We start from the raw sequence: 13,248 nt of genomic DNA, 5'->3' as shown, positions 1-13,248 counted from the left end.
GATGTTTTCGCGCTATAAAAAACCTTCCACACCCGACGCCACCCCTGTCAAAGCTGCGGCGCCCGCCGCGGCCCCGGCGGCCACCGCCGCCAAACCCGCCGCGTCGCGCCGCAAGGTAGTGCCCAGCGCCGCCGCTCAGGCCGGGCCGGTCGACAAGGACAAAAAGCGCAAGGAGCGGCTGGGCGAAATCAAGCTGGAGCTGCACCGCGCGCTGCTGGAAAACCTCAACCTGTCGGCGCTGGACAAGGCGTCCGAGGGCGATCTGCGTGAGGAGATCAGCTCCATCGCGCAGGAAACCCTGCAAGACAAAGGCGTTGTCCTGAACCGCGATGAGCGGCGCGCCATGATGGCCGATCTTTACGACGAGGTAAAAGGCCTTGGCCCGCTGGAACCGCTGCTCAAGGACGAGAACATCTCGGATATTCTGGTCAACGGCCCGCACCAGATCTTTATCGAACAGAACGGCAAGCTGACCCTGTCGGATGTGACGTTCAAGGATGAACGCCACCTGATGCGGATCATCGACAAGATCGTCTCTGCCGTCGGTCGTCGTGTCGATGAATCCAACCCCTATGTCGACGCCCGTCTTCAGGACGGATCGCGTTTCAACGCCATGGTCCCGCCGGTCGCCATCGACGGGTCTCTGGTCTCCATTCGTAAGTTCAAGAAAGACAAGCTGGCCATCGACGATCTGGTGAACTTCGGTGCCTTCACCGAGGAAATGGCCGTCTACCTGCAGGCCGCCGTGGCCACGCGTCTGAATATCATCGTCTCGGGCGGTACGGGTTCCGGCAAAACGACCACGCTTAACGCGCTGTCCAGCTTCATCGACGACAGCGAGCGTATCCTGACAATCGAGGATACAGCGGAACTTCAGCTACAGCAGAGCCATGTGGGCCGGATGGAAAGCCGCCCGCCCAACGTCGAGGGCAAAGGCGCGGTCACGCCCCGCGACTGCCTGAAAAACGCGCTGCGGATGCGTCCCGACCGGATCATCGTCGGTGAGACGCGCGGCGAGGAAGTCATCGACATGTTGCAGGCCATGAACACCGGTCACGACGGGTCGATGACCACGATCCACGCCAACAGCGCCCGCGACGGTGTCGCGCGACTGGAAAACATGATCGCCATGGCCGGCATCGAAATGCCGCTCAAGGCGATGCGCAGCCAGATCTCTTCGGCTGTGAACCTGATTGTGCAGGCCAGCCGCCTGCAGGACGGCTCGCGCCGGATGACCTCGATCACCGAGATCACCGGTATGGAAGGCGACGTGATCTCCATGCAGGAAATCTTTCGCTTCCAACGCGTCGGCCTGACGCCCGACAACAAGATCCTCGGCCACTTTACGGCCACCGGCGTTCGCAGCGCCTATGCGGAACGGTTCCGCATGTGGGGCTATGACGTGCCGGCCTCGATCTACGAACCCTTCAGACCGGAGTAAGGCAGATGCTCAGCGCAGAACCGATTATCTACGGGGGGATCTTTCTGGGGGTCCTTATTCTGGTCAACGGCGTCTATCTTGTCGCCTTCGGCAAGTCGATCAGCCTGTCCAGCCGCGTCAACCGCCGTCTTGAAATGCTCGACAAGGGCGAACGCCGCGAGGATGTTCTGGCCAAGCTCCGCAAGGAGATGGACCAGCACATGCAAAGCCGCTCGCTGCCCATCTACTCGATGCTGGCAAGCAAGGCGCAGAAAGCGGCGCTGGCCTTTACGCCGCAACAATTGATCATGGTCATGGCCGCGGCGTCGGCCTTTGCCTTCATCGGTCTGAGCGTCGGCACAGAGGCGGGCGTGGCCGTGCGGGGCCTGATGTCGGTCGGCATGGGTGTAGGCGGGGTCTATTTCTGGGTGAACCAACGCGCCAAGAAACGCCTTGGCATGATCGAGGAACAACTGCCCGATGCCGTAGAACTGATGGTACGCTCGCTGCGCGTGGGGCACCCGTTTTCCTCGGCCATCTCCATCGTCGCCAAGGAACTGAAAGACCCGCTCGCCACTGAATTCGGTATCATCGCGGACGAGTCCACCTATGGCCGCGATGTGGGCGAGTCTCTGAAACACATGGCTGAACGGCTGGACATGCAGGATTTGCGCTTTCTCGCCGTGGCCGTGGCGATCCAGCAGCAGGCAGGCGGCAACCTTGCCGAGATCCTCGAAGGTCTGTCCAAGGTGATCCGCGCACGCTTTCGCCTGTTCCGCCGGGTCAAGGCCATCACCGCCGAGGCGCAGTGGTCGGGCAAGTTCCTGTCGGGTTTCCCCATCGGCGCGCTGATCTTCATTCAGGTGGCCAAGCCGGATTATTACGACGAGGTTCTGGACCACCCGTGGTTCATTCCCGCCTGCTTTATCGTGGGTATCATGCTGGTCGCGAACATGCTCGTCATGCGCTGGCTGGTAGACATCAAGGTCTAAGGAACGCTGCCAATGTTCGATAGTATCAATACGACGATCACAGAACTGCTTGGCCCCGCCGGGCCGCTGATCGTCGTCGCCGGACTGGCCGCGCTCTTGATCGTCGCCACCATTCCGATGCTCCTCAATTCCCGACCTGACCCGCTCGACAAGCTGAAAGAGAGCGGCCAAAGGCGGATGGACGCCGAAACCCGCGCCGTCCTGCGCGAGAAAAGCAAGAACGACAAGCTCAACAAGTACGCGCAATTTCTGGAACCGCAGGACGCCAAGGAACTGTCCGAGATCCGCACCAAGCTGATGCAGGCGGGATACCGCTCCAAGGACGCGGTGCAGATCTACTACTTCGCGCAATTCGCGCTGGGGATCGCGCTGCTCTGCGCTGGCGTGGCGTATTACCTGACGCTCGTCGATCCCGAAACGGCGACGATGCAGACCAAGGTCATGTCCATTCTCGGCCCCGGTGCCTTTGGCTACATGGCCCCGAAATACTGGGTCAACAAACGGGTCAAGAAACGTCAGGAACAGATCCAGCAAGGCTTTCCCGACAGCCTCGACATGATGCTTGTCTGCGTCGAGGCCGGTCAGTCGATGGACCAGTCCATCGTGCGCGTCGCCAAGGAACTGCGCACCTCCTTCCCCGATCTTGCCGACGAATATGAGATCATCAGCTACGAAATGAAGGCGGGCAAGGACAGGGGTCAGGTTCTCAACGACATGTCCGATCGCTGTGGCCTGCCGGATATCTCGTCCTTTGTGACCGTGCTCAATCAGGCAACCTCCTTCGGCACCTCGATTTCCGACGCCTTGCGCGTCTACTCTGATGAAATGCGTGACAAAAGAGTCATGCGCGCCGAAGAAGCGGCCAACAAACTGCCGACAAAGATGACGCTGGTGACTATGATGCTGACAGTGCCGCCGCTGTTGATCATCCTCGTGGGCCCGTCTGCGGTTGGCATCTCTGAAATGGGTTCGCTTGCCGTGGGTCAATGACCGTATGAAACAGGCTCTCTGGGCCATCCTGATCCTGACACAACTGGCCGCCTGCACCGCAGGCGGCCCGTCTGCGCATGGCCCCGATCCGGACGCCTCGCCTTATGCGCCGGGGCTCGATCCGCGCGGCGAGGCGGTCGACGGCCTGACTGTCGGGCACCGGCTGATGGCCTCCGGACAGTTCGAACTGGCGCTAGAGGCGTTTACCCGCGCCGCCGCCGATCAGGGGCTGACCGGCGAGGTGCTGATGGCACTGGGGTCGGCAAACCTTGGACTGGGGCGGCTGCACCAGTCCGAACCGCTGTTGCGCCGCGCGATCAAGGCCGAACCGGAATGGGCCGAGGCATGGAACAACCTTGGTATCGTGCTGATCGAAAAGGGTGAGACAGCCGAGGCGACAGAGGTCTTTCGCCGCGCCTATGCGCTCGACAATGGCCAAAGTGACTCAATTCGCGACAATCTGCGCTTGGCGCTCGCAAAATTGGAAAATTCCGTTTATGGTCCGGAGTTAGAGCAAGACTACAAGATCGTTCGCCGCGGTCACGGAGACTACCTTATCCGGAACACCGGCACCTGACGGTCACCAGCCTCGAAACACCGGGGCACAAAAAACAACCGCCAAAAAGGCGGGACAGAGGCAGAGCAGCACAAGGACGCAGGCAAAATGCGCCATCCTATTCTCGTTTCCATTTGCGCGGCCGGCGTGGTCGCGCTTTCGGCCTGTGAAAAAGACATCAACAGCGCCGAAATGGACCGCAAGTTCCAAGGCGTGAACGTCGTCGATGAAAGCGACCTCAACGAGGTCATGCTGACCGTGGGCGACCCGAATGAGGCGGTCGCCTATTTCCAGCGCTCCGCGTCTGAAAACCCCGACCGGATCGACCTTCTGCGCGGGCTGTCGATTTCGCTGGTGCGCGCCAAGCGCATTCCAGAGGCCAAAGTGGCCTGGGCCAAGGTGGTCGACCACAAGGACAGCAACGATGGCGACAAGGTTCAACTTGCCGATACGCTGATCCGCGCCGGGGACTGGGATGCGGCGGAAAAGGTGCTGGACGCCATCCCGCCGACTTTCGAGACCTTCAAACGCTACCGGCTGGAAGCGATGATCGCCGACGGCAACGAAGAGTGGAAAAAGGCCGACAGTTTCTATGAGGTGGCGGTTGGCCTGACGACCAAACCCGCCTCCGTTCTGAACAACTGGGGCTATTCCAAACTGGCGCGCGGCGACCTGCCCGCCGCCGAAAAGCTGTTTGTCGAGGCGATCCGCCACGACGAAAAGCTGTTCACCGCCAAGAACAATCTGGTGATGGCACGCGGCGCACAGGGCAAATACGAAATGCCGGTGATCCCGATGACACAGGTCGAACGCGCCGAACTGCTGCACACCCTTGGCCTTGCCGCAGTCAAGAGCGGCGACGTCAAGACCGGCAAGGCGCTGCTGCGCGAGGCGCTGGAAACGCACCCGCAGCACTTTGACGCCGCAGCCCGCGCGCTGGCCGCTCTCGAAGAGGCCTGACCCGTGTCCCAGAGCGTTCTCGCGGCTGCGTGGTTCCTGCCCTTCGCGCTGCCGATCTGCATCTATATTTGCTATACCGACATGAAGGGGATGCGCATTCCCAACCATGCGGTTGTGGCGCTGTTCCTCGTCTATCTCTTTATCGGTGTGATCGCGCTGCCGCTGGACGCCTACCTGTGGCGCTACCTGCATCTGGTGGTTGTTCTGGTGGCGGGCATCGCGCTCAACGCCGGTGGGGCGATGGGCGCGGGCGATGCCAAGTTCGCCGCCGCCGCCGCCCCGTTCATCCATATCGGTGACCTGCGCTTTTTGATGGCGCTCTTTGCGGCCAACCTGCTGGCGGCCTTTGTCGCGCACCGGCTGGCCAAGCGGACGCCGCTGCGCCGTCTGGCCCCGGACTGGCACAGCTGGGACGTGGGCTCCAAGTTCCCGATGGGGCTGGCACTGGGCGGAACGCTGGCGATCTACCTCGGGCTGGGGTTGTTTTACGGGCAATCCACGCCCTGACCCACCCCGGTCCGCGTCTTTCCTCACCGCCGCCGTTGTCACGCCACAATCCAAAGGCACCCTTGACGCAAAGCAGTTGAGGGCAGACCCGACATGAACATGGAGACCGGCGCCGTCATGGCCCCGCCGCCACCCAAGCGCATCGAAGAGATGCAGCTTCCGCTGGTGATGATGCGTGACATCATCCTCAAGACGATGTTCCGCAAGAACACCAACATCGTGACCGATCTTGCGCAAACGGTCTGCCTGCCGGTGACCGTGACGCAGGAACTGATCGACATGTGCCGTGCGCAGGGCTTGATGGAGGCCATGGGCACCATGGGGCCCGCGGGCGAGGTGTCCTCTGAGATGCCTTATCAACTGACCGACACCGGCAAGGCGCGGGCGCTGGATGCGCTGGCGCAGTCCGAATACTTTGGCCCGATGCCGGTGCCGCTGGACGTCTATGCCGAACAGGTCAAGCGCCAGTCGATCCGCAATATCCAGATCACCCGCGACCAGTTGACCGGGGCTATGGGCCACCTTGTCCTGCCCGACGACCTGATCTCGAATCTTGGACCTGCGGTGTCCTCGGGCCGGTCGATCCTGATGTACGGACCGCCGGGCAACGGCAAATCCTCGATCTCGAACGGCATCCGCGACGCGATGGGCGACCGGATCTATGTTCCGCGCGCCATCGAATATTCCGGTCAGGTCATCACCGTCTATGACCCGATTGTGCATTCCAAGGCCGAAGGCGACAATGAGAACCCCAATTCGCTGCGCCGCACCGCGCGGTTCGACCGCCGCTATGTGCTGTGCCAGCGGCCCACGGTCATCACCGGGGGTGAACTGTCGCTGAACATGCTCGACCTTGTCTATAACCCCACGGCGCGCACCTATCAGGCCCCGCTACAGCTGAAATCCACCGGCGGCATCTTTATCGTCGATGACCTTGGCCGTCAGGCCGAGCCGCCGCAAAAGCTGGTCAACCGCTGGATCGTGCCGCTGGAGGAATCCAAGGACATCCTCGCCCTGCAATCGGGTGAAAAGTTTGAGGTGCCCTTTGACACGCTGGTGATCTTTTCCACCAACTTCCACCCGAATGAGATCTTCGATCAGGCCGCTCTGCGCCGGATCTTCTTCAAGATCAAGATCGACGGACCGCACCAGCAGGACTTCCTCAAGATCTTCAGCCTCGTGGCGCGCAAGAAAAAGATGCAACTGGATGAGGCCAGCCTCGTCCATCTGCTGCGCAACAAGTATCCGACGATCAAGAACATCTACGCCAACTATCAGCCGATCTTCCTGATCGACCAGATGATCTCTGTCTGTGACTTCGAGGGCATCCCCTACAAGATGACACCGGAACTGATCGACCGCGCCTGGGACAACATGTTCGTCAAGGATGAGCATATCGTCAAATGACGGCCAGGCAGATCATGGCAAACAGAGGCCGCCGCCCCGCCGGGTCGGGGCAGTCTTCTCCGCGCGGCCATGCCATCCTGCGCCGACCGGCGCGTCACCTGCCGATTTTGGCGAAATACGGCTTGACGCCAGCCCGCACCTTCCGTATCCGACCCCCCACTGCATGGCGCGGTAGCTCAGTTGGTTAGAGCGAACGACTCATAATCGTTAGGTCGGGGGTTCGAGTCCCCCCCACGCCACCAGTCTTCCCACATAAACTGTTGGTGGTAATGAAAATTTTTGTGGCGGGCCTCATAGACCCACCAATCCACCGCCTGCAAGAAACAAAAACTCTGCGCCAGCTTGTTGAAGTTCAGTTACCGATACCATATCTAGTGTATGGGAAAATCAGAGGGGCAACCCTTTGTTGAGCGGATGTGATAGTCGTGGCAACCGGCGCGCTGGCAAAAGCAATTCACACCAATCTTACCGAAAAAGAAGAAGAAAAACGGGACCACACCTAAGGGGTAACCCAAGTGAGCCATTTTCTTTCGAACCCCGACATGATCCAAATGATCACGTCGGTTTCCAGTCTCGCCACACCAATCGCATGGTGCCTGTATCACTATGTCTCCAAGCGCTGGTAGTTATTGCGCCCCCGGTTAGTGTAATTGGGGGCGCAATCTTTAAAATGATCCAAGTGCGCCTTTGGAAGCAAGTAGAAAGGGGAGGCGCAGCCGCGCCCCCCTCTGTCGTTCCGACAATGTCGCCGCGCTCAGGCGGTCAGGTCCATGCCGTCCACTTCGGCCCAGATGTCGCCCCAGACGGCGTTGGCCTTGCCGCGATGCTTGACCGCTTTGGCCGCGTCCAGATTGTCCATCATGCCCTCGCCCTTGACGACGATCAGGCCGACCATGCCGATGGCATAGTGCGGCTGGCACTGGTAGCCGTAGAACCCCGGCGTATCAAAGGTCACCTCGATCTCTTCGTTGATCCTGCCTTTGAACTCGGCGGCACCTTCCGGCGCCATGCCGTCCGACGACTGGGCGTTGTGGCCCTTGTCGGTCGCCAGAAAACGGACCGTATCGCCCGGCTCGATCACCGCGATGCGCGGGAAAAAGACCTGACGCAGCTTGCGGTCCTCGGGGTGCTTGTTCAACATCTGCACGTCATGCGTGGTCGCCGCCAGCACACGGGCGGGCAGCGAAAGGGCAAGCGATGCGGTCGCGGCCGCTGAAAGCAGAGCAGTGCGGCGAGTGATGAATTGAGTCACGATTTCCTCCATCGGTTTTGCTATCCGGTCGTAACTTGGGCCGGGGCGCGATGGGGTCAAGGTGGGGTATCGCGCGGCAGATTGTCCAGCGCAGGGCGGGCCCCTCAGGCCCTTCAGGCATTGCCATTTGGTCGTGGTTTAGCGCTAACCAGCCCCCATCGGGCCGCTTTGTCGCAGGCCCCTGACGGCAGGGCCGGGATCAACTCCGACGGACCGCGCGCAGCGCCACGATGCCGCACAGGGCAACTGTAGCCAGACCCAACCCCCACAGCGACAGTCCAACTTTCTGCCCAAGGATCAGCGGCTGACCGGGGTCCAGATGCAGGTTTCGCGGGGTGCCCGTGCGCCCCGCCCCGTACTCGCGGACCGTAACCGACAGCCGCTCCCCCGGCCCCTCCGGCAGGTCGAACCGCAAGGGGGCCTCCGCGTTTGGCGGATAGGCGACAAAACCCGCATAAAGATACAGATCGTCCAGCGTGGGGGGCGTCACCGGCTGGGCCACGCCGCAGACAGAAATCGCGGTCAACCCGTCGAACGGGGTTTGGAACGGCAAGGGCTGGTCCTTGAGATGCACCATGAGTGAGGTCGCCTCAAACCCGGCGGGCGCTCTGCCGATCCGAACATCGACGCCCGCCAACAGCGCATCGCCAATATCCCATGTGCCGCCACTGAAGTCCGCAAAATCCACCACCCCGCCCGGCCCCTTCAACAGGTCCGGATTCAGACCAAAGCGGGTGACCGCGGTACTGACTGGCATGGCAAGGAACACCTCGACCGCGCGCGGTCCGCGATCCACGATCAATGTGATCCGGTCTGCCAAGGCGCAGGACGGACCAGCACCGCCAAGCGCCGCAACCACCAAGGCCGCCGCGCGCATCCTTCGCCATTTCCGTCGCAGACCGCTCATTCGTATCCCGTCATTTCCAGATAGCCGCGCCCCGCGTGGCTGCCGCTGACCCGCACCGGCCCTTCCCAATAGGCGATTGACAGGTCCATCCAAGCGTTGTCATTGATGGCCTCGACGACGACCTCCAGCCCCTTGTCCGGCAGCGTCACCGCCCAGCGCACCGGCATCGCGCGCCCCGCCACCTCTGCCCTCTCCAGCGGCTCGGCCCGGAACGCGCCGTCGCCATAGGCCTGCGTTTCGCCATCGGGGCCAATCCATGTGGCCGAGCTATAGGTGCCGCCATCTGTCTGGCGCAGCAGAAACCCCATCAGCTTGGCCCCACCGTCCAGTGACAGCGAAAACCAGTCCCACCCGGATTGCTGATCCGACAGCGGTTGCGAGGACCACTCCCGATCCAGCCAGGCGCTGCCGGACACCTCAACCGGCCCCTCGGGCAAATGCAGAGTCCCTGCGATGCGATAGAAAGGTTGCGAGTAGTAGTAACTCGCCTGCCCCTCGGCGGATTTCACCGAATAGCCATCCGCCCCGTGGAACACCAATGGCCCCTCCGCCACCAGCCGCATGTCATAGCGGAACGCTGGCCCACTGGCGCTCAGGTCCAGGGCATCCAACGTCGGCCCGGCCATCCGCCAATCGTCGATCCATGCCTCGAACGGCGCGGCATGCACCCCGGCCTGCCCGATCCCGCCACGGGCGAACCGTTCGGCGACGTGATGCGCTTCGGGCGTCGTCACCGCCGCATGGGCAAACCAGACCTGCGGAGAGGACCAGCCCGCTGCCTCACCGGGGGCCAGCGCCGACCGGAACAGCGTCCATTGCAGCCCGTATTCCGTGCCGTCCTCCGCCGTCAGGTTGGCGGTCAGATACCACCATTCGATCCGGTAGTCCGGGTGCGGGCCGTGGTCTGCGGGAAAGTCAAAGACCGGATCGGGACGCGGCACGGCAAAGCCTTCGGCATCCGTGCCCAACCCGGCAAACCCCTGCGCCAGCGCGCCTTGCGTCCACAGCAGCAGGATCAACAGCGCCCTAACGCTCATTGGCAAACACCCCCAGCAATTGCGACACCGGCGTGCGCGCCATCCGCAGCGCGGGCCACAGCGCGGCCAGCCCCGCCGCCGCCAGCGTGAACAGCCCCAACCGCGCGTAGTCCAGCGGGAACAGATACATCGGCAACCGCCAGCCAAAGGCCTCGACGTTGACCACCGCCAGCAGCACCCATGCCAGCGCCAGTCCCAGCGGCAGCGCCAGCACCGCCGTCAAGGCCGCCAGCACCAGCGCGCGCAGCAGGTCGACCCGCGCCAGCGCCCCGCGCGTCAGCCCCATCGCCCAGACCGGCGCAAGCTGCGGCAGCCGGATCGCCGCCAGCGTCAGCAGGCTCATCAGGATTGCAAATCCCGCCACCGCCAGCGTCAGCACGTTCAGCGCCGCCGTCACGGTGAACGTGCGCTCAAACACTCCCAAGGAGAACGCCTTGACCGCGCTCTGGTCGATGATGCTGCTGGCAGGCATCTCGAACGCGGGACCAAGAGAGGCGCGCAGCTCCTCCGCCGTGGCCCCCAGCACGCCGAATTGCCGGGGGCTTTCCTCTGGAAACAGCCCTGTGAACGACGTCTCTGACAGGATCGCCTGCCCAACCGGGTTGCCATAGTCGCCATAGACCCCGGCCAAAGGCAGGCTTAGCCCGCCGCCCAGATCCAGCACGTCTCCGACCCACAGCCCCGCGCGCCGCACCAGTTGCTCATTGGCAATGACCGCCTCGCCCGCCGCGACCTGCTGCCATGCGTCCGGCACCGCCGCGACGAATTTCCAGTTGCTGACATAGGCCGGACCGACCCGCGCGCCCATCAGCTCGGACGGCACCCCCGCCAGCCGCGTATCCACCGACAGCAACGGCAGCACGTCATACCCGCGCGCCGTCAGAAAACCCTCGATCTGGAGAGCGCGGTCGCGGTCCAGCCCGCGCACATAGGCATCCGCAAACAGCCTCTGGTCGAGGAAATCGACAAAGGTCAGCCGAAAGCTCGACACCATCGTCGAGACGCCCACATTCGCCGCCATCGCCAGCAGCAGCGCCATCAGCGCAAGGCTCAGCCCCGGCAATTGCTGGCGCGTATCCGCCCAGAACCAGCCCGAGATCACCCCCCGCGCCCGTGCCTGCCCCAGGGCCAGCACCGCGCCCAGCAGCAGCGGCAGCGCCAGCGCCGCGCCGATCATCAGACAGCCCAGCATCACGAAACTCGCCAGCAGGCCCAGATCAAGCGCGCCGATCAGCGCCGCCAGCGCCAACAGAACCACCGCCAGACCGCCCTGCACCCGCCGTCCGCGCCCGGCCACCATCGCCCAGGCCCGGGGCCGCGCGCTGGCCAGTATCGGCATCCGCGCAATCCGCCACAGCGCCCCCGCCCCGGCCAGACCCGCACCCAGCACCGCAATGCCCAACCCCGACAGCCACCAGATCGGGCGCAGTTGCAGCCCACCCGCCACCTGCGCGCCGTAGAGCCCCTCCAGCGTTGCGGCCACATCCGGCAGCAACAGCGCCGCCACCACATAGCCCAGCACCACGCCGATCCCGCCCGCCACCAGCGACAGCGCCAGCAGTTCCGCCGCCATCAACGCCATCAGCCGCCGCAACGGCACGCCCAGCGTGCGCAGCGTCCGCACCATCCCCCGGCGCTGTTCGAACACCAACCCGATGGTGCCATGCACGATGAAAATACCGACGGCAAAGCTCAGCAGGCCAAAGGCGGTCAGGTTCAGGTGGAAACTGTCGGTCAACTGCCCCACATCGCTGGAGCTTTGCGCCGCGACCCGCATCAGCCCCGGTGCCACATCGCCCAGCGGCGGCAGGTCCAGCGGCTGCCCCGGTGCCACGATCAATCGGCTCAACCGCTCGGGCCGGTCCAGCAGCCGCTGTGCCACCCCCACATCCGTCAGCACCGTATCCGGCGCCACAGTGGCATCCACCACCACCTCTTGCGGCAGATCGCGCATGCGCGCCGCTGTGGCGGCATCCGCAAACAGCACACCGACCGTCAGAAAGGCATCTAGATCAATGTCCTGCGTCCCCGCAACCGGGCTCAGCCCGCCCGGCGTGGTCAGCGGGTCCAGACCGATCACCCGCACCGCGCCGCCGTCCAGCCGCAGACGGCCCTCGACCACCGGCGACACCTGCCACCCGGCGCGGCGCAGCGCGACATAGGTGTCCTGCGCAAACCCCTCTCCGGCCTTGGGCAACAACTGGTCAAACCGCCCCTCGCCCAGCGTCGCCGCCGCCGCATCATAGCTGGCCCGCGCCTCGGCGTTGATCGCCTGTACGCCCGACCACAGCGCCGTTGCCAGCGCAAGACCGGCGAGAAAGGTAAACAACTGCAACGGGTTGCGCCGCCAGTGCGACCAAAGCGCCTGCAAACAGGCCCGCGTCATGCCAGCCGCCCACCGCTGAGGTGCAACTGCCGGTCCATCCGCGCTGCCACGGCGGGCGAGTGGGTGACAACCATCAGCGCCGCGCCGGTCGCAGAGACCAGCGACAGCATCTCGTCCAGCACATCCGCCGCCGTCGCCTCATCCAGATTGCCGGTCGGCTCATCCGCCAAAATCAGCCGGGGCCGCACTGCCAGCACCCGCGCGATGGCGACACGCTGTTGCTGGCCGCCCGACAGTTGCTCGGGGTATTTGCGCGCGTGGGGGCTTAGGCCCAACACCTCGATCAGATGCGCCACGCCATCCGCGTCTTCGCGCCCCGCAAGGCGCGCCTGAAAGCGGATGTTTTCCGTCACATCCAGCGACGGGATCAGGTTGAACTGCTGAAAGATCACGCCAACCTCGGACCGGCGCAGCGCCGCGCGCCCGCCCTCATCCAGCGCCGCGATGTCGCGCCCGTCAAACAGGATTTCACCACTGTCCGCCGTGTCCAGCGCACCAACAATATGCATCAAGGTGCTCTTGCCCGACCCGGATTCACCCTGCAACGACAGCGTCTGGCCAAGGTCCAGCGCCATATCCACGCCCGCCAACACCGGCACCGGCCCATCCGCCGAGGCAAAGCTTTTGGTCACGTTCCTGACGTCGAGCAGCATTCCTCATCCTCCGTCGGGCATAACTAGGTCTGCAATGCAGTTAGCAAACCTGCCCGCCGCGCAACAGATAGCCAGTTCAAGACCCGCAACATATCGGCCACCCTGCCCGCTTATGCCGCACCGGGGTCAATGCGCGCTTTGTCAAAAGGAAACGGCCCCGGCCTTTTGGACCGGGGCCGCA

At 63.5% G+C, this 13,248-nt stretch carries 12 protein-coding genes and 1 tRNA gene; 8 read left to right on the top strand and 5 right to left on the bottom strand.

All coding sequences use genetic code 11. From position 1 onward, the window contains the following. Nucleotide 1: 1 nt before the first annotated feature. From VOI21_RS15710 to VOI21_RS15675, 8 genes are all read left to right on the top strand, one after another. Nucleotides 2-1,441, top strand: coding sequence for a CpaF family protein (locus VOI21_RS15710; RefSeq protein WP_323770889.1), 1,440 nt, complete (start codon nucleotides 2-4; stop codon nucleotides 1,439-1,441). 5 nt (nucleotides 1,442-1,446) lie between these two features. After that, nucleotides 1,447-2,412 carry a type II secretion system F family protein gene (locus VOI21_RS15705; protein WP_323770888.1) on the top strand — a complete coding sequence of 322 codons (966 nt, stop codon included), beginning with the start codon at nucleotides 1,447-1,449 and terminating at the stop codon, nucleotides 2,410-2,412. Nucleotides 2,413-2,424: 12 nt separating this feature from the next. After that, on the top strand, nucleotides 2,425-3,402 hold the full coding sequence (locus VOI21_RS15700; protein WP_323770887.1) for a type II secretion system F family protein: 978 nt from the start codon (nucleotides 2,425-2,427) through the stop codon (nucleotides 3,400-3,402). 4 nt (nucleotides 3,403-3,406) lie between these two features. Continuing rightward, nucleotides 3,407-3,979: a tetratricopeptide repeat protein gene (locus VOI21_RS15695; RefSeq protein WP_323770886.1), complete on the top strand. Its 573-nt coding sequence runs from the start codon at nucleotides 3,407-3,409 to the stop codon at nucleotides 3,977-3,979. Nucleotides 3,980-4,066: 87 nt separating this feature from the next. Next, nucleotides 4,067-4,918 (top strand): hypothetical protein, encoded by an 852-nt coding sequence (locus VOI21_RS15690; RefSeq protein ID WP_323770885.1) that lies wholly within the window; start codon nucleotides 4,067-4,069, stop codon nucleotides 4,916-4,918. Nucleotides 4,919-4,921: 3 nt separating this feature from the next. Then, nucleotides 4,922-5,425 (top strand): prepilin peptidase, encoded by a 504-nt coding sequence (locus VOI21_RS15685; protein WP_323770884.1) that lies wholly within the window; start codon nucleotides 4,922-4,924, stop codon nucleotides 5,423-5,425. A 93-nt stretch (nucleotides 5,426-5,518) separates the two neighbouring features. After that, nucleotides 5,519-6,832: an ATPase gene (locus VOI21_RS15680; protein ID WP_323770883.1), complete on the top strand. Its 1,314-nt coding sequence runs from the start codon at nucleotides 5,519-5,521 to the stop codon at nucleotides 6,830-6,832. Nucleotides 6,833-6,997: 165 nt separating this feature from the next. Next, nucleotides 6,998-7,074 (top strand) — tRNA-Met (locus VOI21_RS15675). Between the two features lie 512 nt (nucleotides 7,075-7,586). Here VOI21_RS15675 and VOI21_RS15670 read toward each other — a convergent pair. The 5 genes from VOI21_RS15670 to VOI21_RS15650 all read right to left on the bottom strand — a co-directional run bounded on the left by VOI21_RS15670 (nucleotide 7,587) and on the right by VOI21_RS15650 (nucleotide 13,067). After that, nucleotides 7,587-8,084 carry a pseudoazurin gene (locus VOI21_RS15670; protein ID WP_323770882.1) on the bottom strand — a complete coding sequence of 166 codons (498 nt, stop codon included), beginning with the start codon at nucleotides 8,082-8,084 and terminating at the stop codon, nucleotides 7,587-7,589. Between the two features lie 199 nt (nucleotides 8,085-8,283). Next, the gene (locus VOI21_RS15665; protein ID WP_323770881.1) at nucleotides 8,284-8,991 is read right to left on the bottom strand and encodes a hypothetical protein; all 708 of its coding nucleotides are present in this window, start codon (nucleotides 8,989-8,991) and stop codon (nucleotides 8,284-8,286) included. Further along, entirely contained in the window at nucleotides 8,988-10,028 is a 1,041-nt protein-coding gene (locus VOI21_RS15660; protein WP_323770880.1) for a lipocalin-like domain-containing protein, read from the bottom strand. The genes VOI21_RS15665 and VOI21_RS15660 overlap by 4 nt, the downstream gene beginning before the upstream one ends. After that, nucleotides 10,018-12,414 (bottom strand): FtsX-like permease family protein, encoded by a 2,397-nt coding sequence (locus VOI21_RS15655; protein ID WP_323770879.1) that lies wholly within the window; start codon nucleotides 12,412-12,414, stop codon nucleotides 10,018-10,020. The genes VOI21_RS15660 and VOI21_RS15655 overlap by 11 nt, the downstream gene beginning before the upstream one ends. Continuing rightward, nucleotides 12,411-13,067 carry an ABC transporter ATP-binding protein gene (locus tag VOI21_RS15650; RefSeq protein WP_323770878.1) on the bottom strand — a complete coding sequence of 219 codons (657 nt, stop codon included), beginning with the start codon at nucleotides 13,065-13,067 and terminating at the stop codon, nucleotides 12,411-12,413. The genes VOI21_RS15655 and VOI21_RS15650 overlap by 4 nt, the downstream gene beginning before the upstream one ends. Nucleotides 13,068-13,248 lie beyond the last annotated feature (181 nt).

Origin of the sequence: Antarctobacter sp. (assembly GCF_034670325.1) — a bacterium.
GTDB lineage: Bacteria > Pseudomonadota > Alphaproteobacteria > Rhodobacterales > Rhodobacteraceae > Antarctobacter.
Note: the sequence above shows the minus strand (reverse complement) of the source record. Positions and strands in the feature narration are given on the sequence as shown.